This window comes from Devosia sp. Z6_126, assembly GCF_058133495.1.
This window is the reverse complement of record NZ_JBYUNO010000004.1, coordinates 119,826-142,510: the sequence shown is the minus strand read 5'-3', so window position 1 is coordinate 142,510 and position 22,685 is coordinate 119,826. Positions and strand designations below refer to the sequence as shown.

Genomic DNA, 22,685 nt, shown 5'->3' with positions numbered 1-22,685 from the left:
CCGCTCAATTCAAATCGCGTGCATGAGCCTTGAGATCAGCAAGGCTTAGCCCGTCCAGCACCGCTTCATTGGTTGAGTGCATGAAGACGCGGGGCGCCTGCCCCGCTTCCAGCGCCTGTGCCCACCGCTCGGCCAGAAGGCACCAGCGGTCTCCTGCCTTCAGTCCAGGAAAGCCCCATTCGGGGCGGGGCGTGGACAGATCATTGCCGGCGACTTTGGAGTAGGCGAGAAAGGCTTCGCTCGCCTCGATGCAGACCAGATGCCGGGCCACGCCTTCTGGGCCCGCCGCACAATAGCCGCTGCGGAAGAACCCCGTCAGCGGACTGGTGGAGCAGGGCTCGAGCGGTTCGCCCAGCACATTGCGCTCCCCCGCCCCTTCACCGAAATTGCGCGCGTTCACTGCGCCTGGCCTTCGTCCTGCTTTTGCAGCACCTCTTTGACCTTGGAATTGATCTGGTCCAGCGAATAAGGCTTGGGCAGGAACTCGACGCTCTGATCATCCTCGATATCGCGGCGCACGCTTTCCTCGGCATAACCCGACACAAAGATCACCTTGAGCCGCGGCATGGTCTTGCGCACATGCTTGAGCAGGGTTGGCCCATCCATCTCGGGCATCACCACATCCGAGATCATCAGATCGATCTTGAACTCGAGCTCCTCGAGCACCTCGAGCGCTTCTTCGCCGCCGTCAGCCTCGAACACCTCGTAACCAGTCGCGCGCAACGCGCGAGCGGAGAATGCCCGCACGCTTTCCTCGTCCTCAACCAACAGGATACGCTCTTCGCCCGTCAGGTCCCGCACTGGCGCCGCTGCCGCGGCTACTTTGGCCGTGGCCTCGATCTCAGAGGGCACATAGCGGGGCAGGAAGATTTTGAACGTGGTGCCAACCCCGACGGTCGAGACCGGATAGATATAGCCTTCGGTCTGCTTGATAATGCCGTAGACCGTCGACAACCCCAGCCCGGTGCCCTTACCCAGCTCCTTGGTGGTAAAAAAGGGCTCGAAGATCTTGGTGAGCACTTCCTGGCTCATCCCGGTGCCGGTGTCCTGCACTTCGATCAACACATAATCGGCCGCCACCATGCCATCGAACTGCATGGCCTCGGCCTCGGCGCGGCTGACATTGCTGGTGCGAATGGTGATGGAGCCACCATCGGGCATGGCGTCGCGAGCATTGACCACGAGGTTGATCACCACCTGTTCGAGCTGGACCACATCGGCGCGCACCGGCCAGATATTGCGGCCGTGATCAACGCCTAGCGTGTTCTTGTCCCCGATCATCCGCTTGAGCAGCACGGTCAGATCGTCAACGATCAGCGGCAGCTCAAGCACTTGCGGCCGCAGAGTTTGCCGGCGCGAGAACGCCAACAGCTGCCGTGTCAGCCCCGCTGCACGGTTGGCGTTCTGCTTGATCTGCATCAGTTCGCTGAACGATGGATCGCCCGGCTTATGCTTAAGCAGCAGCAGATCGGAAAAACCGATGATTGCGGTCAGTAAGTTGTTGAAATCATGCGCAACGCCGCCGGCGAGCTGTCCCACGGCCTGCATCTTCTGGCTTTGGGCAAACTGCGCCTCAAGCTTGCGCTGGTCGGTCATGTCGAGGGCATAGACATTGACCTGCTCGGGCGAGCCCGACAGGGTTTCAGAGCCCGATAGATAAAGCCGCACGGCGTGCTCGCCTTCCGCGCTCAGCAACGCATCCACCGGCTCCACTGCCGAGCGATGCGCCGAAGCATCGGCGATGGCGCGCGCAAAACGGTCGCGGCTGCCTTGGCCGATCAGGTCGATCAGCGGCTGCATTTCAAGGCTCTTTTCCTCACCCGACCAATGGAAGATGCGCCCAAATGGGGCATTGGTGCGGATAATCCGCCCTTCGCTGTCGAGCGTCGCGATTGCAAATGGCGTATCGTTGAAAAAGCGCGAGAACCGGATTTCCGCCGCCCGCAACGCTTCCTCGGTATCGGGCGCGCTGGTCATGTCGAGCACCAGGGTGCGCGTTTCGCCCAGTTCACCGTCGGCCATGCGAGCCGCGCGATGCAGGAGACGCACCGGCAATGTTGTGCCGTTGCGGCGCACCAGGTCGATATCGATGATCTCGGTGCGGATTTCCCCGTCACCGCGACCACGCATCAACAACGTCGCGCCATCGCCATGCACCACGTCGCGCAGACTGAGCTGGCCGGCATTGAATTCAGCCAGATCGTAACCCAGCCAGTCGGCAAGGGTTGAGTTCAGATACTGGATCCGCCCACGCGCATCAGCCGAGAAAAAGCCCGCCGGCGAATGATCGAGATAATCGATCGCGCGCTGCAGATCGCGGAAAGCGCTTTCATTATTGTCGCGGTCGCGGGTGATGTCCTCGACCGTCCAGATCACCTTGGGCTTGGATTCGCCTTCGGTGACCGGCAATGGCCGCACTCCAACCCGGTACCAGAAGGCGCGATTGCTTTCGGCCTGGGACCCCCCCAGCCCCCCGATCAGGCGGATATCCTCCACCGCGCTGCGCCCGTCCTTGGCCGCGCGCGACAGGCGGTAAATCGCTTCGCTGGCATCGGATTGTCCGGCAAACAAGCGCGGCACGCCCACCGGAACCCCATTGTTGAGCGCCCCCGCAAAGCTGCCATAGTGCGCATTCACATAGGAAATGCGCCCATCCCGATCCGCCACCACCGCGCCAAAGGGCAGGCTGTCGACGATGGCGTGGGACGTGGTGCGCCGCTCCTCATTACCGGCAAAGCGGAACAGGCCCGCAGCCAGTCCAAACAGGCAGAACACGCCGACCACTGCCAGCATGCCCACAAAGGTCATCACCAGATCAAGCGGCACGTGATCACCGAACATCGCGTAGCCCACCGCCAGCGCCACCAGCGCCAGTCCCAGTGCCACAACGCGCCAGAGCCCGTATCCGCCCCGCCCCGAATCCACCAGCGGCTCGGGATAATTGTCATCCCGGATCGGCGTGACGGCCATGTTCAAGCTCCTAGGTCTTCGGTCGCAAGGCTTTCGGACCGCTTCGCATGGTCTGGCACAGAGCCAGCTTACCAAGGCAATGCTTGGCTTTCGTTCGCAACGCAAGCGCGTACACCATCTGGCCGCCCGAATCAGGTGCCCAGAAAGGTTTAGCAAATGGTCTGCCGCGGGGGGAGATATTGCTTGTTATCAACAGGCTTGCCAGCCTCAGCGTGTTGGCCGCCACCCTGTGCTGGGGCGCAATCGCATCACAAAGCCGACCACCTCCGCGACGGCCTTGAAGTGCTCGGCCGGAATGGGCTCATCGACTTCGACGCTCGCGAACAATGCCCGAGCTAGCGGCGGGTTCTCTACAATCGGCACATTGTGCTCGCCGGCCAGCGTGCGGATGCGCAGGGCCACCGCGTCAGCGCCCTTGGCAACGCAAAGCGGCGCTCGCATCGAGCGATCATATTTCAGCGCTACTGCAAAGTGCGTCGGATTGGTGACCACCACCGTGGCGTCAGGCACCGCGGCCATCATGCGCTTGCGCGAGCGCTCCTGGCGCAGTTGGCGGATGCGGCCCTTGACGTGCGGGTCGCCTTCCATCTGCTTGTATTCGTCCTTGGTTTCCTGGAGCGTCATCATCTGGCGCGTCCACCATTTGCGGCGCACATAAACATAATCCGCCATGGCGATCAGCGTCACTACGGCCAGCGTCGCACCGAACACCTTGAGCCCGATATCCTGGAAGAATTGCAGGATCAGCAGCGGGTCGGCCGTCATCATCGTGTCGAGCCGGTCGCGCTCGGGCCAAACGACACCCACCAGCACCGCTCCCACCAGTCCCAGCTTGACCAGCCCCTTGAGGAAGTTGACCAGCGCTTCCCCCGAAAACAGCCGCTTGAACCCCGCCAGCGGCGAAATCTTGGACAGTTTGGGCGTGATTGGCTCGGCCGAAAACAGGAACCGATGCTGCACCAGATTGGCCACAACAGCGCAGAACGACAAGATCAGCAGCGGCACCATGATCGTGCCCACAAGGGCCAGCGCCAGCCCGTTGAAGAACGAGCCGAATGCGGGACCACCCAGCTCGTACCGATCGGCATTGGTGAGCAGCGTTTTGAGCGACCCCATCAAGCTGGCGCTGGTGGATGGCCCAAGCAGCGCAAACACTGCCGCCGAGCCTGCCAGCATGAACCAGGTGGTCACCTCCTGGCTCTTGGCCACGTCACCCTTTTTGTGCGCGTCCTCGAGCTTTTTGGCGGAAGGGTCTTCGGTTTTGCTGGATTTTTCGGGCGCCTCGTCCGACATCTGCCCGGCCCTAGCCCCGCCACATCGCCAGATGCTGCTCGAAGGCGCTGATATACCAGCCCATCATCATCGTCAGCAGCAAGGCAAAGAGGATCAAGCCGACCATCACATTGGCCGGCATCAATACGAAAAACACCTGCAGCGCCGGCATCAGCCGCGCCAGGATCCCCGCGCCCAGATTGAACACGAGACCGAACACGATAAACGGCGCCGACATCTGCACCCCGACCGTGAACGCCCCGCTCACCGTGCGGATCGCCAGTTGCGCCGCATCCTCCCACATCAGCGGATCGGTCGGGCTGAACAGGGTGTAGCTGTCATAGGTCGCGGCGAGCGCCACATGATGCAAATCGGTGGCAAAGATCAGCGCCACGCCCACAAACGACAAAAAGGTGCCAAACACCGCGCCCTGGATGCCGCCCTGGGTAGGGTCGGCGGTCTGGGCCATGCTCATCCCGGCATTGAACGCCACGATCGCGCCCGCCACCTGCGTCGCCATCACCGTGATCCGGGCGATCGCGCCCAGGATCAGGCCCACCGCCAGTTCATGAAACAGCAACGGCACGATGCCCATGATCCCTGTCGGCAGCGGCGGCATCTGCCCGGCCAAGAGCGGGTACAGCACCAGCGTAAACGCCAGCGCAAAACTGAGCCGCATCCGCGCCGGGATGGTTTGCTCCCCCAGCCCCGGCATCAGCATCAAAATGGCCCCGATCCGGGCAAACAGTAGCAGGTACACAAAGGCCATGTTGGGCAGCCAGTTGAGCGCGAGAGACACCTCAACCGCCCACGATGATCATGTCGACGACCCGAGACATATAGGCCCCCATCTGCGCGCCCGCGAATGGCAGCGTCAGCAGCATGGTGATGAAGATCGCGATGATCTTGGGCACGAACACCAGGGTCTGCTCCTGGATCTGCGTCAGCGCCTGGAACAACGCGATCACCACGCCCACCAGCAGCCCAACGATCATCATCGGCGCCGAAACAATGATCAGCGTCCAGATCCCATCGGTGGCAATGTCGAGAACTTCAGCGCCGGTCATCGCTCTCTCGGGTCAGCGGCGAATCATGGCTCGCCCAAGCTGATCATAAGCCAGCTCGGTCGCTTCTGCTCAGCTTACCCTCGGTACCGGCCTAGATCGGCATCCGCATAATTTCTTCATAAGCCGAGATCACCCGGTCACGTACCGCTACCATGCTTTCGATCGCGATTTCCGTCTGCGAGATGGCTGTCACCATGTCCACCGGATTGGCTTTGCCATTGACCATGTCGATGGCCATCTGGTCCGAGGCTCGGCCGGTCTCCACCACGCCCTGCACGCTTTGCGCCAGCATCTGCGCAAAGTCCGGCCCGCCAGCCCCCTTGGCGAGCAGGTCCGTGCCCGGCTTGGCCGCCTGGCTGATCAGGCGCGAAGCATTGCCATAGGCGGCGGTGGCGGCATTGAACGGGATGGCCATGGGTGAACTTCTTGCTGAAGGGAAAAGACTAGCCGCGCAGGATGTCGAGCGTGCGCCCGAGCATCTGGCGGGTCACGGAAACGACGTTCAGATTGGCTTCATAGGTGCGCTGGGCCTCGCGCATATCCATGCTTTCGATCAGCGGGTCGACATTGGGATATTGCACATAGCCGCTCTCGTCGGCGGCCGGATGGCCTGGCTCATAGCGGCTGGTGAAATCGCTCATGTCATAGGCAAGCTTGCCCACTTCCACGATGCGTGCGCCCGTCTCGTTGTCGAGCCCCACCTCAAAGGTCGGCACTCGCCGACGATAAGGCTCGTCCCCCGGCGCCTTGCCGGCCGAATCGGTGTTGGCAAGGTTTTCCGCGATGACGCGCATCCGCGCGGTCTGGGCATGCAGCCCCGTAGCGGCAATGCGGAGTGAGGCGTTGAAATCCATGAACCCTGATACTCCTAAGCCGATTTGCCGAGCGCGGTGCGAATGATCTTGATGCTCTTCTGGTAGAGCGAGGTGGCTGCCTGGTAATCCATCAGATTGGTGGTCACCTTCATCATCTCGTCTTCCAGCGTCACCCCATTGCCTTCCGGCGTGATCTCGAAATTGGCCATGCGCTGGGCGCCAAAGCCCCCATTGCTGCTTGAAACGCTGAAATGGGTGGGCTGCGTCGCCGAAGTGACAATGCTGGCGGATGAGCTGGAACCCTGCGCCCCGAATTCGAACTGCGCTAAATCGCGGCCGCGATAGCCCGGCGTTTCCGCATTGGCAACGTTCTCGGCCAATAAGCCTTGACGGGCTTGGTGCCAGCGCATTTTGTCGGTCAAGGCATTAAAGACCGGCAGATCCATCAGGCCCATGGCCAGCAAACCCTTTAGGTGGGAGCGATGGGCAATTCTTGCCGGGTCCATGGTTAACGTCGCGTTAATCTGATTGTCGTCATAGCTCGTGCGGCCTCGTATTAGCGGCGATTGCGGCGTTTACTCGGCAAGAATTACCGCCGGCATAGCGGTTTGGAGGAGAATGATCATGGGTTTCATCACCAGCATACTGGGCGACTCGGGAGCAACGCTCCTTACCGCCCTGTTCGCCCTGGGCGCGGTGCTGGTCCTGATCGTGCTTGCGGTATGGCTGCTCAAATTCGTGTTCACCGCCACCGGCAAGCCGGCGCGCGCCGGCCGCGGCCCACGTCTGGGTGTGGTGGAAACCCTGCAGCTCGATGGCCGGCGCCAATTGCTCCTCGTTCGCCGCGACAATGTCGAACATCTCGTGCTGACCGGCGGTACCCAGGACCTGCTGCTTGAAGCGGGTATCCCGGTTGATGACCTTCCCACGCCGACGCGTCGTCCGGTCCCCGTGGTCCCCTCCCGCCGCACCCGGCCCGCGCCGGCGCCTCAGGCGGCCACACCGGCAGTTGCTCCCGCCCCGGCAGCACCTGCTCCGGTGGCTCCTGTTGCGGCACCGCCCCCTTCCGCCATCGAGCGTTTGCGCGATTTCGGCCGGGGCACTCAGCCCAAGCCAGTTTCCTTGCGCCACACCGGCCTGCTCAAGCCCGGCAGCAACGGCGACAATCACCCGGCGCATAACCCCGACAATTCGGCTGCGCACCCGCTCGACTCAGCTAAAGAGAACACTGGGGCGAAGAGCAGGGAAAACGCGGAGAGTGTCGGCGGCACCACCAAAGGCGATCGATAACTCGCAGCCAGGCCGGCGGCGGTTGCGCGCCGCTCATCTTCTTCCCCTCGCCAGCATCATCTTGCTGCTGGCGCCGAGCCTGGCATTTGGCCAGGACGTCAACATTGATTTCGGCGACGATGCCAGCCTGACCGAGCGTGCCGTTCAGCTGATCGGCCTCGTCACGATTCTCGCGCTGGCGCCCTCGATCCTCGTCATGGTGACGAGCTTCACCCGCATCGTCGTAGTGCTGTCGCTGCTGCGGACCGCCATTGGCCTGCAAACCGCTCCACCCAATTCGGTGATGGTATCGCTAGCCCTGTTCCTCACCATCTTTGTCATGCAGCCAACGCTGCAGCAGACCTATGACCTGGGTGTTGCTCCCCTCATTGCTGGCGAGATTGAAGCCCCCGAGGCCTTTGAGCTGGGCAGCGCCCCCATCCATGCGTTCATGCGCGCCAATGTGCGCGACAAGGATCTCGAGCTCTTCTACGACCTGACCGAAGCCGAACCTCCTGCCGATCCCGAAGCGATCTCGCTCCAGCTCCTGATCCCTGCCTTCATGATCTCTGAGCTGCGGCGCGCCTTCGAGATCGGCTTTCTGCTTTTCCTGCCCTTTGTCATCATCGACATGGTCGTAGCGTCGGTGCTGATGTCCATGGGCATGATGATGCTGCCGCCCGTGGTGATCTCGCTGCCTTTCAAGCTGATCTTTTTCGTTTTGGTGGACGGCTGGTATCTGGTCGCCGGATCGCTGGTGCGCAGCTTTGTCAGCGGCTAGTGCCTAGTTCGCGGATGCAAGATCCCCATCGGCCTTGCTTGCCGCCAGCGGCGTCAAGGCGCCGTCCTTGCCATAGAATTCACGATAGGACGCAAGAAACGCATTAAGGCCATCGAGACCGGCCACCTCATTGGCCACGCTCTTGAACTCAAGGCTGGAGGCGGTGATCGGCCCGGTGACGAAGTCGAACATCGCCCATTCCGGTGTCTTGACCAGCCGCTCGGCAAACTTCTCGCGCAAGCGCAACAGGCCGCTATTGTCATTGGCCAGCACAAAGCCCACGGCCGCCTTGATCAGGTCCATGCGCGCCGGCTGGCTCAGCGGCTCACTAACGCCTGCCTGCCCATACATGGTTTCCAGCAACCCGCTGGCCTGGCTGTAGCGCTTGGCCCGCCACTGGGCATCCACCCGCAACAGGTCGGCATCGCGTCCATCCATGTCGCTCAGCAATTGCAGCGCCAGCTCGTTGCGTCCGCCATCGATCATCGCCCGAGCTTCGAGCAGCCGTCGCTGCCGCGCCAGCCCGGCCGGCAGGTCCGGTAAGCGTGAGGCGTTGAGCACGCGCAAGGCGTCCTGCGGCCGCCGGTCCGCGAGGTAGATCACCGCCAGGTCTGCGGCCACCTGCGTCTGCGCCACCCCACGGAGGCGGTTCTCCAGCTGATACTGCAACAGCTCGGCCGCTTGCGCTAGGAGATCCACCCCGACCAGCCGGCGCGCCAGCTTGCGGATCATCTCGTCACCGCGCGCGCCCGGCGGCGTCAGCTGCGGGAAGTCGTAAAACAATCCCAGCGCATCCACCGGCCCGAGCTTGTCGGCCTGGCCATCCAGGAACAATTCCTCGAACACCTGCTGCGCCCGATCGCCCAGCGCATTGATCGAGGGATCAGCGCCATGCTGGGCCACCGCCTGCTTTACCGCTTCAAACCCCGAGCGATATTCGCCCGACCGGAAGTAAAGGTCGGCCAGCAGCTTTTGCATTTCGGCTTCCAGCGCATTGCCGCGCCACATCAGCGCCTCGGCCGCCAGGGTCTGCGTTGCTTTTTCGAGGTTGAGTGTTCCCTTGCCGTCCAACAGCAGCATGGTCCGGTAAACCGCCTCCGCCCGAGTCGGTCGGAAATCGGCAGCAATCACCTGCCCATAGGCATCGATCGCTTCTTCCGCAGCCCCGCCTTCTTCCAGGAGGCGCGCGGTCAGCAGATGGTAGCGGCTCGACTCCTCGGCGCTCAACTCGGCCGGCGTAACCTTGTCCAGCAACTGTTCGGCGAATGTGCGATCGCCGGTTTGCAAGCTCGCCCCGCTGGCGGCGAGCAGAAATCGATTGCGCGCCCATTGCGGGTAGCTCGCAAGCACGCCCTGCGCCTCCCGCGCATCCTGCCGAGCGCCCTGATAGTCGGCGAGATCAGCCCGAGCAATGGCGCGCCAAAACAGGGCATCCACATCCCCGTTAAACGCCGGCGCATTGAGCACCTTCAGCGCATCCGCCGATCGCGAGGCCACCGTATTGGCGATGACCTCTGTCATGCCGATCCGGCGGGTCAGTTCTTCCGCACTGGCTTCACCCGCCACGGTGCGGAGCACGCCGAGCGCCTCATGGGCGAACCGGTTGGCGACAAGATATTGCGCCAGATCCAGCCGCGCTGCGTCGCGCTGCTGCCCTTCGGCCGCCGCGGCCGCGCGCATCAGCTCTTGGCGCCGCTCGATGAAGCCGTTCGGATCGCTTTGTTCCAGCGCCGCCAAGTCGATGAACCGGTTCCGCGCGCCATCTCCCGCGCCCTGGCCTGCACCCCGTGGGGCATCATAGGCGGAAACACTCAGCCCACGCGCCGCCGAGATCACCGCCAGCTGCTCTTCGATCTTGACGCCCAGATCGCCGGCTTCGGGCTTGATCACCAGCCCATGCACGCTGCGCAGCGCCGAAAATTCCACGTAATCGAGCAGCCGGGTGATGCCGCGGGCCGGCGGATAAGCCGTCACCACCTGTAGGGTATCGCCCACCAGCGGGTCGCGGAACTCGTGCACGCGAGCGGGCCGCAACACATCGGCCACCATCTCGAACGAACCGGCATTATCACGCCGTCTCGTCAGCTGCATCGGCTGGGTCGGGGTCAGAACCACATCGCCCAGCGAGAGCACCCAGGCCATGCCTTCCGAGCCAAGCGTTGCCAGCCGATCCTGCGCCAGATCGATCCGCACCACCTGCGTATCCGCAGCCGGCACCACGCTGAACTCTTGGGCGATGGTGTCGAGTTCGGGCGACTGGGTTGGCGCAGCAATGCCAGCCACCGTGTCAAACATTAGCCAGACAGTGTCGCCGCGCCGAAACACTGCTGCCGGCGTTTCCTGCTCAAACGGAAACACCACCCGCACCGTGGAGCCCAGCACGCTGGCAAACGGCGTCACAACCGCTGCGGGATTTGCCGGATAGCGGGTTTGCTCGCTGCCGGCTGCGGCATGTTCCGTCCCATGCGCCTCCGCCTCGGCATGTGTTACCTCAGCGACAACATCTTCAGCATCAAGGCTGGGCAGCCCCTGCCCCGCCAGATCCACATCAAGCACATATTGCCGGTCCGAGTTCTGGTAAAAGCGCGGTACGACGCCCTTGGCAAACTGCATTTGCACCGACGACCCATCAGGCGTGACCACGTTATCTGCTGCTACGATCTCGGCCGGCAGGTCGACCAGCAGATCGCGCAGATCCACCGGCACCGGCCATTCAAAGGCGATCAGCCCGTGCTCGCCCTCGGGCAGGTATTGGCCAGAGGTGGGCACGTTCCAGTCGAACTGCAGGCGCAGAAAGGTCGGGTTGCGCCCCACCCGAACGCTGGGCGTGGCTCCAAGCTCGGCCGCCTGCCGCGCCTTGCGCTCCTGCTCGGTCTCGATGGCTTCGAGGCGAGCACGCTCCGCCAGTTCATCGAGCACCTCCTGCGGCAGCGCCGGCGGCATGCCCTGCCAATCGGCCGGCAATAGATCGATAAGCAGCTTTTCGCCCGCTTCAGTGCGATTGAAATTGAAGCTCGATCTCAACCCGACGCGCAAGCCGCGCCCATTGGCATCGAGCCGGGCGATGGACAGATATTGCGGCAGCGTCGTGCCTACATCGGGCAGCACGAGTTGCACCGCTTCATCGAACTCAACCGACAGAACGCCATTTTCAACGCGCAGCTTGTGCCCTGGCAGATCGTCACGGCCAGGAAAGCTCAGCACCAGCCGGGCATAGCCCTCTTCGGCGGTGGCAAAGAGCTGCCCCTGCTCCTGGGCCGCCGCGGGGATGGCCAGCGTGGCTAGCCACAACACGCCGACCAACCCGCACAAAATCTTCTGTTTGCCGCTCTTCACCAACTGCCTACCGCACCCAGCCGCGCGGTTCCGGGCAAGGCTTGCAACCACCGAACCCACGCAGGCGACACATCAGAGCGCCACCCTAGCTCCTTCGGCTTAACACCCGCTTACGCAACCGCCGCGCAGTGTGCAGGCGCTACTGCCCCACAATCTGCGGCAGTTGCGACAGGTCATTGGCTGTCATCTGCCCGGCAGGCTGGTCCGCCAGATCGGCCATGCGCACGGTGAGCTCCTGCGCGCGCGCCGGCTCCATTGCCGCCAGGATGGGCGCCATCTTGCGGGGGCTCATGATCTTGGCGACCCGCAGCAGCACTTCCATCTCGAGCGTATTGAAGATCTTGGCGGCGTCCTTGGGCTTCATGGCCTCATACATCGCCACGATCCCGGCAAACTGCCCGGTTTCCAGCTTCTCGCGCTGGTCGACCAGAGCCGTGATCTGCGCTTCCATGGCCTGGAGCGTTCCCTGGCGTTCTTCAAGTCGCTTTTCGGCGGCATCCACCAGCGCCTGCCGCATCGCCAGCTCTTCGGCATAGGCATCAAGCTCGCCGCGCCGCCCCGAAAGGCGTTCCAGCAGCGCGGCTTGAGCGGCAGATGCGCCATCGGGGCCCGTGAGAGGCACCTTGTTGCCCTGCGCGTCGAACTGCATGGGAACAGCGTCCCCGCCCGTGTCGCATTCGGTGCTGAGCAGGCTCTCGGCGAGCGGATTGGCAGTGCCATGCCCGTCACCAGCAGTTTCCGCCGGCTCACTTTCTCCATGCGTCGCTTCGGTCACCGCTTCTGCGCAACTGGTTTCCGCCGCGACTGTGGCACCATGCTCGGCTTCAACTGCATGCTCAGCTTCGGCAGCGTGCTCGGCAGGCGCACCATGCTCGGCCGCAGGTGCCGCTGGCGCACCGTGGCCGCCGGCTGCGCCCGAAGATTCAAGCACGGGTGCGGGATCAGCCATGGTGGGGCTGGCATCGCTCATTGTGGGTTCGCTCAGCATTGCGCCGGCCTCGCCCGCTCCGGAGGTCTCTGCAGGAGCGCCATGCCCGCCCGAACTGCCACCACCGGCAGCAAGCGCCGGCATTGGCCCAAGCACATATGAACCGTTGAACACCAGTCCAGCGGTCTTGAGCACCAGCAGCGACGAAATCGCCACCACGAGGACGGGCAGCAGGCGGATTGATTTCACGCCGCATTCTCCCGCTCGCGCTGCCGCGCTTGCAACTGCGCCAATGCTGATTGCAGCTTGCTTGGCTGCTCGGCCATCTGGACGGATGCCGCCGGCTCTGCGGGACTTGCCGCCCGGGCCGCCGTGGTGATCTTGACGATGCGCTCCATCAGCGCCGTGCCGGCACTTACATGATTGGCGAGTTCGATCCCGAAGCGCTCGGCTTCCTCGAGGCGGGTGTTCAGCGTCACATCAGCCTCGACAGCGGTGGCTTTGAGCTCCTTGATCGCCTGGTTGGCCAGATTGGTCGCCCCCACCAGGTCCGAAATCATCTGCCGCAATACATCGCGATCGGCATGGAGCCGCTTCAGGCGGCCGTTCAGTACGACGCAATAACCAATGGTCAGCGCCAGCAGCACCGCCACGGCGCCTTCGATCACCAGCCCCAAAGAAAATCCAGCCATCATCGCCCTTCCCCCACTTCGCCCAGCGCTTCAAATTCTGCCATCGTCACCTTGGGCGGGTTGAGCGGCCGGGTCACCCGCACCGAAACATGGCTGCCAATATGGCCCATGATCGCTTCGGTCAGCTCCACCCCGCCGCACCGCAGCAAAATGGGATCGGTAGGCGCACGCTCGAACATCACCGTGTCCCCCGCCTTGAGCGCCAGCATGCGCGACAGCGGCAGCTGCTGCTCATGCAGAACGGCATCGATCTCGACTTCGGCGGCATAGATTTCCGTCGCCAGATGCCCTTCCCAGATCGGGTCGCGGCCGAATTTTTCGCCCATGAACATCTGCAGCAATTGCTCGCGGATCGGCTCGATCGTGGCATAGGGCAACAGGATCTCGATCTTGCCGCCCCGCTCCTCCATTTCGATGCTGAGCTCGATCAGGATCGCCGCATTGGCGGGGCGCGAGATTGCAGCAAAGCGCGGATTGGTTTCCATCCGCTCCAGCTTGAAATTGACCTGGGTCAGCGGCTCAAACGCGCGGTGGGTATCATCGAGGATCACCTCGATCATGCGCCGCGCCAGCGCCAGCTCGATTGTCGTATAGGGTCGCCCGTCGACCCGTACCGGGCTGGTCACGCGGCGGCCACCCAGCAGCACATCGATCATGGAATAGATCAGGCCTGAGTCCACCGTCAGCAGGCCGTAATTCTCCCATTCCTCGGCCTTGATCACCGACAGGATCGCGGGCAGTGGAATGGAATTGATGTAGTCCCCGAACCGCACCGAGGAAATGGCGTCCAGCGTCACCTCCACATTATCGGAGGTGAAATTGCGCAGCGACGTAGTCATCAACCGCACGAGGCGGTCGAACACGATTTCCAGCATCGGCAAGCGTTCATAGCTTACCAGCGCCGAATTGATCAGCGCCTGAACGCCCGTGACTTCCACGTCACCCTTGGCGGCCGGCTCAAAGCCGCGGCCCGCTTCGGCAGAGCCCCCGTTTCGAGATGCTTCCCTAACCCCGTTCGCCATCACCGCAGTTTCGAGTTCATCGAGCGGCCATTCTTCGGCGAGTTTGTCGTCGTCGCTCTCCGCCATCACTGCACCAGGATTTCTTTGAACAGCACGCTGTCCACCTGGGCGGGATAGATCGCAACATTGACCCGCCGCAGCAATTCTTCCTTCAGCCGGTAAATTCCCGCCGATCCTTCAAGATCGCTGCGCCGCAACTCACGCAGATAAACTTGGAAGGCATCGACCACCTTGGCCATGCGAGGCTGGATCTCGACCATCACCGCTTCGCTCGCCACTTCCAGCGCCACGCTCAGCTTCATGAAGGCGGGAGCAGCCTCGCCTTCGGAGTTGAGGTTCACCGTCATCGGGGGCAAGTTGAAGATGAAACTTGGGGCAGCCGCTTCGGCATGCGCGGTCTCGCCGTGCCCCGCGGCACTGGCGCTCGCGCTGCCAGCCGACAGGAACATGTAGAGCCCGGCGCCTGCGAGCAGCACCACGGCTGCTGCTGCGCCAATAATCATCAGCTTGCGCGACTTCTTGGGGGCCACGGCCTCACCGGCTTCTGCTTCTGCGGCCATGCTTGTTCTGTGCTCGGACTCGGAAAAAACCGGAGGAATCCGGCTCTGCTCCAGCTAAGGGCTAGATGGTTAACGAGCCGTTACCATTGGCGCCCGGGCGGCAGATTTTGCCGGGCAGCTTTTGCCGCACGTCCTACGCTTCCCGCAAGCATTGCCGCACACCCGTTCTTCTACATCGTTGAATTGTAACGACAAGCTGGAATGGCATGGTTCTCGCAAAGTAAACAACGAGACCAAGGCTTGGGGAAGCGGCGGTCTCGTAACCGATGGGGATCGGAATGATCGAGAATGCGCAACTGATCAGCCTGTCACGGCAGATCGCCTTGCAGCGGCAGATGAATGTGGTGGCCAACAACATGGCCAATATCAACACCACTGGCTTCAAGGCCGAGAACATCCTGTTCGAGCAATACAAGATGCCGGTGGCCAGCAACCGCGACTTTCCGCGGGGCGACCAGACCCTCTCCTATGTGCAGGATTGGGCCACCATGCACGATCTGTCCGCCGGTGCCACGGTGCAGACCGGCAACGAACTCGATCTCGCCCTTAGTGGCGACGGCTTTTTTGCCGTGCAAACCCCGGCCGGCGAACGCTGGACCCGCTCGGGCTCCTTTGCCGTCGACAATGCCGGAACTCTCGTTGATCTGAACGGCAACCCCGTCCTCGGTGAAGGCGGTCCCATCCAGTTCGGCCCCGAGGAAACCGGCGTCTCGGTCGCCACCGATGGCTCGGTCACCTCCAGCGCTGGCGCCAAGGGTCAGCTCCGTCTCGTCGAGTTCGCCAATGCCCAGCAGCTGACGCGGGACGGCGCCAATCTGTTCAACGGTGGCACACCCGTTCCCGCCACCGGCACCAGGGTAATGCAAGGCTTTATCGAACGCTCCAATGTTTCGGGCGTAGCCGAAATGGCCGAAATGATCCGCGTCACCCGCGCCTATGAATCCGTCGTGTCCTTGACCCAGAAGCAGGATGAGCTGCGCCGCTCCGCCATCCAGCGCCTGGGCGACACCAACGCTTGAACCTGAGGAACCCGCCATGAAAGCGCTTTATATCGCATCCACCGGCATGAGTGCCCAGGAACGCAACGTCGAAGTCATCTCCAACAACATCGCCAATATGCGCACCACCGGCTACAAGCGCGCGCGTGCCGAGTTCCAGGATCTGCTCTACCAGCAATATAACCGCGCCGGCTCGCAGACCTCGGCTCAGGGCACCATGATCCCGGCCGGCCTCGAGATTGGCTCTGGCGTGCGCACCGTCGCCACCCCCCGCGTCATGAGCCAGGGCACCGTTACCCCCACCGACCGCGAGTTGGATCTGGCCGTGCGCGGCGAAGGCTTCTTCATGGTCCAACTGCCCGATGGCCGCATGGGCTATACCCGCGACGGCTCGTTTGAGCGCAGCCCCGATGGCACCCTGGTCAACTCGAGCGGCTACCAGCTCGAGCCGGGCATCGCCATTCCCGACAACGCCAATTCGGTGTCCATCTCTGCCGATGGTACGGTCGAAGCCTTTATCGGCACCGCCGCCACCCCCACCCAGCTGGGCCAGCTCCAGCTCGCCCGCTTCGTCAACAAGTCGGGCCTGGAATCAGCCGGCGACAACCTGTTCACCGAAACCGCCGCCAGCGGCCCGGCCCAGATCGGCACTGCCAACAGCGAAGGCATGGGCAATCTGCTCCAGGGCAATCTGGAAATGGCCAACGTTAATTCCGTCACCGAAATTGCCGACCTGATCGCCGCTCAGCGCGCCTATGAGATGAACGCTCGCGTCATCTCTGGGGCCGACGAGATGATGCAGGCCACGAGCCAGCTGCGTTAAGGAGCCGCCCCATGATCCGTCCCATCCTCGCCCTCATGGCCACCGCCCTCCTTGCCACTACGGCTTTTGCCGCCCCGGTGCTGCGCAACGAGGTTGTGGTCGCGGCCCCCATCGTCACCGTGGGCGACATGTTCGCCGATGCCGGTTCAGTTGCCGAACAGCCTCTGTTCCGCGCCCCCCAGCCCGGCACCAGCGGCCAGGTTTCCCTCGCCGAAGTCACCGCCGCCGCAACCCGCGCCGGCCTTGTCGCCTTCCAGAACAATGGCGCCCTCTCTGTCCGCGTCAGCCGCGCCGCCGCCACGGTCGACGAAGCCGTCTTGACCGACCTGCTCACCCGCGAACTGCAGACCCGCGGCATCGCCGCTGCGGGCACCTCAGCCGAAATCCTTTTCAGCACCCCCGCCCCCACCCTCGCCGCTGAAGCGGTGGATGAGCCGGCCCGCATCGAAAGCCTGCGCTACCTGCCCGCAAGCGGCGCCTTTACCGCCCGCTTCGCCATTGCCGGCCATCCGGCTCCCCTCGATCTGGCCGGCTCGATCGAACTTCTGGTCGAGGCTCCCCACCTCGCCGCCAATCTCGCCGCCGGCACGGTCCTCACCTCAGCCGATATCGTGATGCGCCCGATCCCCGCCCATTACGCCGAAAGCCTCGGGGTGGCGCAGCCCGATCAACTCGTGGGCATGCAGCTCAATCGCCAAAGCCGCCAGGGCATGATCCTCAAGCCCGGCGATGTAACCAAGCCACTGACCGTCGCGCGCAACGACCTCGTCACCATCTATTTCCGCCGCGGCGCCATGACCCTGACCGTCAAGGGCCAGGCCGTCACCGGTGCCGCGGCCGGCGCACCCCTCCAGGTGCTCAACCTCATGTCCAACCGCGTGCTGAGCGCCACCGTGCTGTCCCCCGGCGCGGTGGAAGTGAGCGCCGACCCCCTTACCCTTGCCGGCCTTTGATCCGCAGCTTCAGGAACCCTGCCATGAACCGCTTCAAACTCACCGCTGTCCTGATGCTGGCTGCCGCCCTTGCCGGCTGCAACACCACCGACCGGCTCGCCAATATCGGCAATCCCCCGCCGCTGACCGCCATCGAGGACCCCACCACCGTCGCTGGCTACCAACCCGTGCGCATGCCCATGCCCGCGGCCATCGCCGACACCTACCAGGCCAATTCGCTCTACCGCACCTCGGCCAAGGGCTTTTTCAAGGATGAGCGCGCCCATCGTATCGGCGACATCCTCACCGTCATCGTCACCATCGATGACAGCGCCAAGATCGCCAACAACACCCAGCGCAGCCGCAATTCCACCAACACCGCGGGCATGGGCGGCATCTTCGGCACGGCCGTCACCTCTGTCACGGGCGGCGCCATCGACCCATCGGCGGCGGTGGACTTCACCTCGGGCCTCAAGGATGCCGGCAATGGCTCGGTCAACCGGTCGGAATCGCTCGAAACCTCGGTCGCGGCTGTGGTCACGCAGGTGCTCCCCAATGGCAATCTGGTGATCGAGGGTCGCCAGGAAGTGCGCGTCAATTTCGAAGTGCGGGACCTCGTCGTCGCCGGCATCGTGCGCCCCTCCGATATCCAGGCCAACAACACCATCCCCTCCACCAAAATCGCCGAAGCACGCATCGCCTACGGCGGCCGCGGCCAGATCACCGACGTCCAGCAGCCCCGCTACGGCCAGCAAGTGATGGACGCCATCCTGCCCTTCTAAAGCCACTACGCGGCCAAGCACCGCCCGGACCAGCAAACCCCTGCCGCAATCCCCCTTTTTGTGCGGCCGGGGCTTCCCCAAGGCGCAGCCCTCCCCAGGCTGCGCCTTTCGCTTGCCCGCCGGCTCAGCCGCCCCCATCACATCACCTGGGTTGCCGGCGTTAATAAAGGGGCAACCTTAGCGGCCAGCCTCCGTTGGATGTCTCCCCCTGGAGCACCCCAATGCCCAAAGCCGTGATCTTCGACGTCGATGGCACTTTGATCGACTCCAACGACCTGCATACCGAATGCTGGCTTGAAGCCTTCCGTAATTTCGGTCTCCATTTCACCTTCGACCAGGTCCGCGGCCAGATCGGCAAAGGGGGCGACCAGCTCCTGCCAGCCCTGCTCCCGCCCCAAACCTTTCAACAACAAGGGGAGGCCATCTCCGAGTTTCGGAACGACCTGTTCAAGCGCAACTACCTGGCGCAGGTCCGTCCATTTCCCGGCGTCAAGGCGCTGTTCGAGCGCATTCACGGGGACGGCGCGGTGATCGTGCTCGCATCTTCCGGCCTCAAGGTCGAGGTGGACCAGCATGTCGAGATGCTCGGCATCGGCGCCCTCATTTCTTCCGCCACCACCGCCGATGATGCCCAAAGCTCCAAGCCCGCGCCCGACATCTTTGAGGCAGCGCTCAAGCGTCTCCGGGCGGACGCCCGCAATGACGTCTGGGTGGTCGGTGACACGCCGTATGATGCGCAGGCCGCTGGCAAGGCCGGGTTGCGCACCATCGGTCTGTTATGCGGCGGTTTTCCCGAAACCGTCCTCCGCGACGCCGGGTGCCTCGCTATCTTCGAGAGCCCCGAACATCTGCTCGCCAACTACGACACTTCGCCCCTCGCCAAGCTCGCTCCTGCCTACGCCTGACCTGACCACCAATAACCAGCGAGGGGGTGCCGTTGAACGTCTATCAATTCGCCGCTCTCATCCTCGCCGTAATCGGCCCGGTGCTGGCGTTGAGCGGTTATCTCAGGGCGCCCGCCTCGGTGGTTCTCTTCGCTCTTGGTGTTGCTTCCGCATTTCTGCCCGGCCTGCCCCAGGTCAATCTCGATGCCGATCTGGCGCTAACCTTATTCCTGCCGCTGCTGGTTTACGCCTCGACCCTGCGCGTTTCGTGGCATTTGCTGCGCTTCACCTTTGTGCCAGGCGTCCTGCTCGGCGGCGCGCAGATCCTCGTCACAGTTGTGCTGGTGGTCGGCGCCGCCAAGCTGCTGCTGCCCGGCCTGTCCTGGCCCGCCGCGCTGTTCTTGGGGGTCATCGCCTCGATATTTGATACCCAGCTGTTTCACGAAGCCAAGGGGCGTCCTCGCGTGCCGCGCGCCATCGCCGATGTCCTCAAGGCGCGCGAACTCGTTTCGCGCGTCTTCATCCTCGGCACCCTCGCGCTCGCCGGAGAAGCGTTAAACGCCGGGGAGATCACGGCTTCGGGCATCGCCTTCAACTATCTCTTCGACATCCCCGCCGGCATTGTGCTCGGCTGCGCCATTGGCTACGCCATTGTCTGGCTCCGCCGCCGCGTCGACCCTGCCCCGGTGGAAATTGCCGTTTCCATCGCCGCCCCATACATCGCCGCTCTCTTGGCCGAACTTCTCGGCATCTCCGGCGTCGCAGCAATCACCGCTACAGCCCTCGTGATCTCGGCCGAACGGATCAATCGCCACACCGGCGCGACGGTATCATCGGCGGAGTCGCGCATCAGTTCGGTCGCCTTTTGGGAACAGGCGAGCCTGATGGTCTCGAGCGTCCTGTTCGTTCTCGCCGGCAGAGCCCTCCCCGAAGCGCTTGCAAGCCTGGAAAGCTGGTCCATCTCCATGCTGGTTCTGGTCACCAGCGTCCTTCTCGCGATTACCCTCGCCGTTCAGTTCGCCGCATCGCTCCCCGCCGTGCTGATCGAACCCATCGCTGGGGCCTTGCAGGCTCGCAAAGGCCGGCCTGCGCTGGGGCTGCAGACCGCCGGCGTCATGGCCTGGGCCTCGACGCGCTCGGTGATCGCCCTGATCATTGCACTCTCCATCCCCGCTCAAACCGAAGCAGGCGCCCCGTTCCCCGAGCGCAACCTGATCGTCGTGATCGCCGCCTTCCTTGTGATCGGCTCCCTTGTCCTTCAGGGCCTCACCCTCAAGCCGGTCGTGGTGCGTGCCGACCTCGTGGATGAGGGCGAGGAAGAAGGCGAGGTAGACCTCGCTCGCGCCACCATCCGCCGGGCTGCAGAATCTGGCGATCCCGACGAGCCGCACCGACCGGCCCGCCAGGCGCTTCTGGCCCTGCGCGTTGACAACCGCATCGGCGACGAGGTTCTCACCCGCATGCTGCGCGAAACCGATCTCGACGCTCGCGCTTCCGAAGAAAACGTTCTCCCCGGCGCAGGCCCGCCGAACCCCTGATAGGGGCGAGCCACCAACCCGGCGCATGCGCCAGCTTCCTTGGGGCGCTCGGCGGGGGAACAATCTCGGAACCCTGCGCCCGAACGCCCTAGCGCGTCCCCTACGCAGCCCGCTTGCGCATCACCACCACATTGTCGAGCACCTCAGCGGTTTCCCCATGCGGGCCCTTCGCCTGACGCGCCGGCGCACCAACAAAAATCGGCTCCCAGCTCTCATCCAGTTCGAGTGACGCAAGCGTTTCCTCAACCGTGCTGAAGGGTGTGGTGCTTTTGAACGACCACGGCGCGGCGGTGGAATGCTCGACAAGGAGGAACACTCCTCTCGACGCGACGGCCGCGGCCGCTCGCCGCAGCACCTGGGCGCGCGGAAAGGCGATCGGCGACTGGAAGTAAAGCGCCGTCACCAGCTCGAACTCCCCGGCCGGAAAGCTCTCGGCCAAGTCATGCCGCTCCCAGCGCACTCGGTCGCTCACCCCGGCAGCCTTGGCCCGCTCCGCCGCAACCCCCAAGGCTGTGGCCGAAATATCCACTCCCGTGGCCTGCCAGCCTCGACTGGCAAGCCAGATCACGTCATCCCCGCGTGAGCAACCCAGGTCCAGTGCTCGCCCGGCCGGCAGATCGGCGGCATATTCCACGAGCTTGGCCGTTGGCCGCCCGTTCGGTGTCCCGGTCATGTTCTGATAGCGCTGTTCCCAGAACTGTTCGGAAGTTTGGTTTGTCATGGTTCATGTCCTCGGTTGACCCAGGCGGTGCTCGGCAGCTAGCCACAAGCTCGTTCGCAGCTGCAGCTCACGCAACTACACTGGTTGCATAATTCTCGCAACAATGAAAGTTGCAGACCGGGTAAAGCTGCGCCTGCCCGGATCTGGGCACAAAATGGCGCAGCGGATGTCGGCAGGGCCGCGGGTCGGCCGTCAAGTGACCGCCACCCGGTTGCGCCTTGAGCCTTAGGGCTGCAAGCTCATGCTCTTGAGCAGACCAACCAACAAAAGCTGAACTTCAGGAGGAACTGCCATGGCCACGGCCAAGAACACTCTTTGCCTTTGGTACAACAACGACGCGGAAGACGCCGCACGCTTCTATGCAGCGACCTTCCCCGATAGCGAGGTCACCGCTGTCCACCGCGCCCCCAGCGACTATCCTTCAGGCAAGGCCGGGGACGTGCTCACCGTGCAATTCACCGTCTGCGGCATCCCCTGCATCGGACTCAATGGCGGGGACATCTTCACCCACAGCGAAGCCTTCTCGTTCCAGATCGCCACCGACGATCAGGAGGAAACCGATCGTTACTGGAACGCCATCGTCGGCAATGGCGGCGAGGAAAGCCAATGCGGCTGGTGCAGGGACAAATGGGGCCTCTCCTGGCAGATCACCCCGCGCGTCCTCACCGACGCAATGGCGCGCGGCGGTGGCGAAGCCAAGCGCGCCTTCGAGGCGATGATGCCGATGCGCAAGATCGATGTCGCCAAGATCGAAGCCGCCATCCGCGGCTAATCACCGGATAGTCGCCACCTCGCGCCCGCCGCGCAGTTCTGCTTCCCCTCCCCCTCGGGGGGAGGGGCAAGGGGTGGGCTCCCTCACCTCGTCACCGGACCCTGACATACGCAAATCTGGTGCTCCGAGGCTGACCCTATGCCCCTACCTCGCGCATCGTCGCATGGCGCGGGTGGCATTTCCCGCAGCCGTCACATAAGTCTCCAGCGACTTTTCAAGCTCCGCCCGTGCCGCGTCCAGTTCCACCATCGCCTGCCGCTCTACGCCCCTGAACCGGGTCAGCACGTTGAGATTCTCTGTCCGCTGCAGCCCCTCCAGCAGCACGCCCATTTGCGTGGTCATCGCGGCCAGCGGCTCCTGCATCGCCCGGCAATTGGTTTTGCTGGACTGGGCGGCCGCAGCCGAATTCATCGCGAGAACCAGAAGCAAGCTGATCCACATCCGCATGGCTTTTCCTTTCAGATCGCGTGGCGCCGCTGGCAGTCGAGCTGGGACGGCGGTGAAGTGAATCTAGGCTAGCACA

General features: G+C 63.5%; 24 protein-coding genes. 9 read left to right on the top strand and 15 right to left on the bottom strand.

Annotated elements, in window-relative coordinates; all coding sequences use genetic code 11:
- Window positions 1-4: 4 nt before the first annotated feature.
- The 8 genes from AC3YOG_RS17505 to flgB all read right to left on the bottom strand — a co-directional run bounded on the left by AC3YOG_RS17505 (window position 5) and on the right by flgB (window position 6,630).
- The gene (locus AC3YOG_RS17505; RefSeq protein WP_489936006.1) at window positions 5-400 is read right to left on the bottom strand and encodes a DUF2237 family protein; all 396 of its coding nucleotides are present in this window, start codon (window positions 398-400) and stop codon (window positions 5-7) included.
- The gene (gene cckA, locus AC3YOG_RS17500; RefSeq protein WP_172123572.1) at window positions 397-2,970 is read right to left on the bottom strand and encodes a cell cycle histidine kinase CckA; all 2,574 of its coding nucleotides are present in this window, start codon (window positions 2,968-2,970) and stop codon (window positions 397-399) included. Before cckA ends, AC3YOG_RS17505 begins: the two co-directional genes overlap by 4 nt.
- Before the next feature lie 207 nt (window positions 2,971-3,177).
- On the bottom strand, window positions 3,178-4,263 hold the full coding sequence (gene flhB, locus AC3YOG_RS17495) for a flagellar biosynthesis protein FlhB (RefSeq protein ID WP_489936005.1): 1,086 nt from the start codon (window positions 4,261-4,263) through the stop codon (window positions 3,178-3,180).
- A gap of 10 nt (window positions 4,264-4,273) precedes the next feature.
- Window positions 4,274-5,041: a flagellar biosynthetic protein FliR gene (gene fliR / locus AC3YOG_RS17490; protein WP_248305092.1), complete on the bottom strand. Its 768-nt coding sequence runs from the start codon at window positions 5,039-5,041 to the stop codon at window positions 4,274-4,276.
- 1 nt (window position 5,042) lies between these two features.
- A complete protein-coding gene (gene fliQ / locus AC3YOG_RS17485) occupies window positions 5,043-5,309 on the bottom strand; it encodes a flagellar biosynthesis protein FliQ (RefSeq protein ID WP_127753448.1) in 267 nt (88 codons plus the stop codon).
- 91 nt (window positions 5,310-5,400) lie between these two features.
- Entirely contained in the window at window positions 5,401-5,724 is a 324-nt protein-coding gene (fliE, locus tag AC3YOG_RS17480) for a flagellar hook-basal body complex protein FliE (RefSeq protein WP_172123573.1), read from the bottom strand.
- A gap of 28 nt (window positions 5,725-5,752) precedes the next feature.
- Window positions 5,753-6,163 (bottom strand): flagellar basal body rod protein FlgC, encoded by a 411-nt coding sequence (gene flgC / locus AC3YOG_RS17475; protein ID WP_172123574.1) that lies wholly within the window; start codon window positions 6,161-6,163, stop codon window positions 5,753-5,755.
- Window positions 6,164-6,177: 14 nt separating this feature from the next.
- On the bottom strand, window positions 6,178-6,630 hold the full coding sequence (flgB, locus tag AC3YOG_RS17470; protein ID WP_489936004.1) for a flagellar basal body rod protein FlgB: 453 nt from the start codon (window positions 6,628-6,630) through the stop codon (window positions 6,178-6,180).
- 118 nt (window positions 6,631-6,748) lie between these two features.
- On the opposite strand from flgB, the gene AC3YOG_RS17465 reads away from it, so the two are divergent.
- Both AC3YOG_RS17465 and fliP read left to right on the top strand, forming a co-directional pair.
- Complete coding sequence (locus AC3YOG_RS17465) at window positions 6,749-7,414, top strand: flagellar biosynthetic protein FliO (RefSeq protein ID WP_248307054.1); 666 nt, start codon at window positions 6,749-6,751, stop codon at window positions 7,412-7,414.
- A complete protein-coding gene (fliP, locus tag AC3YOG_RS17460; protein WP_489936116.1) occupies window positions 7,407-8,174 on the top strand; it encodes a flagellar type III secretion system pore protein FliP in 768 nt (255 codons plus the stop codon). Before AC3YOG_RS17465 ends, fliP begins: the two co-directional genes overlap by 8 nt.
- Window positions 8,175-8,177: 3 nt before the next feature.
- On the opposite strand, the gene AC3YOG_RS17455 is transcribed toward fliP, so the two are convergent.
- The 5 genes from AC3YOG_RS17455 to AC3YOG_RS17435 form a co-directional block, all read right to left on the bottom strand.
- Window positions 8,178-11,468, bottom strand: coding sequence for a hypothetical protein (locus tag AC3YOG_RS17455; protein WP_489936003.1), 3,291 nt, complete (start codon window positions 11,466-11,468; stop codon window positions 8,178-8,180).
- A gap of 181 nt (window positions 11,469-11,649) precedes the next feature.
- The gene (locus AC3YOG_RS17450; RefSeq protein ID WP_489936002.1) at window positions 11,650-12,687 is read right to left on the bottom strand and encodes a MotE family protein; all 1,038 of its coding nucleotides are present in this window, start codon (window positions 12,685-12,687) and stop codon (window positions 11,650-11,652) included.
- Window positions 12,684-13,130, bottom strand: a complete 447-nt coding sequence (locus tag AC3YOG_RS17445; RefSeq protein ID WP_127753455.1) for a DUF6468 domain-containing protein — start codon at window positions 13,128-13,130, stop codon at window positions 12,684-12,686. Before AC3YOG_RS17445 ends, AC3YOG_RS17450 begins: the two co-directional genes overlap by 4 nt.
- Window positions 13,130-14,218: a flagellar motor switch protein FliM gene (fliM, locus tag AC3YOG_RS17440; RefSeq protein ID WP_489936001.1), complete on the bottom strand. Its 1,089-nt coding sequence runs from the start codon at window positions 14,216-14,218 to the stop codon at window positions 13,130-13,132. Before fliM ends, AC3YOG_RS17445 begins: the two co-directional genes overlap by 1 nt.
- Window positions 14,218-14,712 carry a flagellar basal body-associated FliL family protein gene (locus AC3YOG_RS17435; RefSeq protein ID WP_127753457.1) on the bottom strand — a complete coding sequence of 165 codons (495 nt, stop codon included), beginning with the start codon at window positions 14,710-14,712 and terminating at the stop codon, window positions 14,218-14,220. Before AC3YOG_RS17435 ends, fliM begins: the two co-directional genes overlap by 1 nt.
- Before the next feature lie 281 nt (window positions 14,713-14,993).
- Here AC3YOG_RS17435 and flgF point away from each other — a divergent pair, with 281 nt between their 5' ends.
- The 6 genes from flgF to AC3YOG_RS17405 all read left to right on the top strand — a co-directional run bounded on the left by flgF (window position 14,994) and on the right by AC3YOG_RS17405 (window position 20,669).
- The gene (gene flgF, locus AC3YOG_RS17430; protein ID WP_489936115.1) at window positions 14,994-15,731 is read left to right on the top strand and encodes a flagellar basal-body rod protein FlgF; all 738 of its coding nucleotides are present in this window, start codon (window positions 14,994-14,996) and stop codon (window positions 15,729-15,731) included.
- 16 nt (window positions 15,732-15,747) lie between these two features.
- A complete protein-coding gene (gene flgG / locus AC3YOG_RS17425; protein ID WP_127753458.1) occupies window positions 15,748-16,533 on the top strand; it encodes a flagellar basal-body rod protein FlgG in 786 nt (261 codons plus the stop codon).
- 11 nt (window positions 16,534-16,544) lie between these two features.
- Window positions 16,545-17,486: a flagellar basal body P-ring formation chaperone FlgA gene (gene flgA, locus AC3YOG_RS17420; RefSeq protein ID WP_489936000.1), complete on the top strand. Its 942-nt coding sequence runs from the start codon at window positions 16,545-16,547 to the stop codon at window positions 17,484-17,486.
- A gap of 23 nt (window positions 17,487-17,509) precedes the next feature.
- Window positions 17,510-18,247 (top strand): flagellar basal body L-ring protein FlgH, encoded by a 738-nt coding sequence (gene flgH / locus AC3YOG_RS17415; protein WP_172123582.1) that lies wholly within the window; start codon window positions 17,510-17,512, stop codon window positions 18,245-18,247.
- Between the two features lie 221 nt (window positions 18,248-18,468).
- A complete protein-coding gene (locus AC3YOG_RS17410) occupies window positions 18,469-19,152 on the top strand; it encodes an HAD family hydrolase (RefSeq protein WP_489935999.1) in 684 nt (227 codons plus the stop codon).
- A 32-nt stretch (window positions 19,153-19,184) separates the two neighbouring features.
- Window positions 19,185-20,669, top strand: coding sequence for a cation:proton antiporter (locus tag AC3YOG_RS17405; RefSeq protein ID WP_489935998.1), 1,485 nt, complete (start codon window positions 19,185-19,187; stop codon window positions 20,667-20,669).
- A gap of 100 nt (window positions 20,670-20,769) precedes the next feature.
- Here AC3YOG_RS17405 and AC3YOG_RS17400 read toward each other — a convergent pair whose 3' ends face one another.
- Window positions 20,770-21,390, bottom strand: a complete 621-nt coding sequence (locus tag AC3YOG_RS17400) for an SAM-dependent methyltransferase (protein ID WP_172123585.1) — start codon at window positions 21,388-21,390, stop codon at window positions 20,770-20,772.
- Between the two features lie 292 nt (window positions 21,391-21,682).
- On the opposite strand from AC3YOG_RS17400, the gene AC3YOG_RS17395 reads away from it, so the two are divergent.
- Window positions 21,683-22,162, top strand: coding sequence for a VOC family protein (locus tag AC3YOG_RS17395; protein WP_172123586.1), 480 nt, complete (start codon window positions 21,683-21,685; stop codon window positions 22,160-22,162).
- Between the two features lie 144 nt (window positions 22,163-22,306).
- Here the strand turns inward: AC3YOG_RS17395 and AC3YOG_RS17390 are convergent, their stop codons facing one another.
- Window positions 22,307-22,609, bottom strand: coding sequence for a hypothetical protein (locus tag AC3YOG_RS17390; protein WP_489935997.1), 303 nt, complete (start codon window positions 22,607-22,609; stop codon window positions 22,307-22,309).
- Window positions 22,610-22,685: the final 76 nt, after the last annotated feature.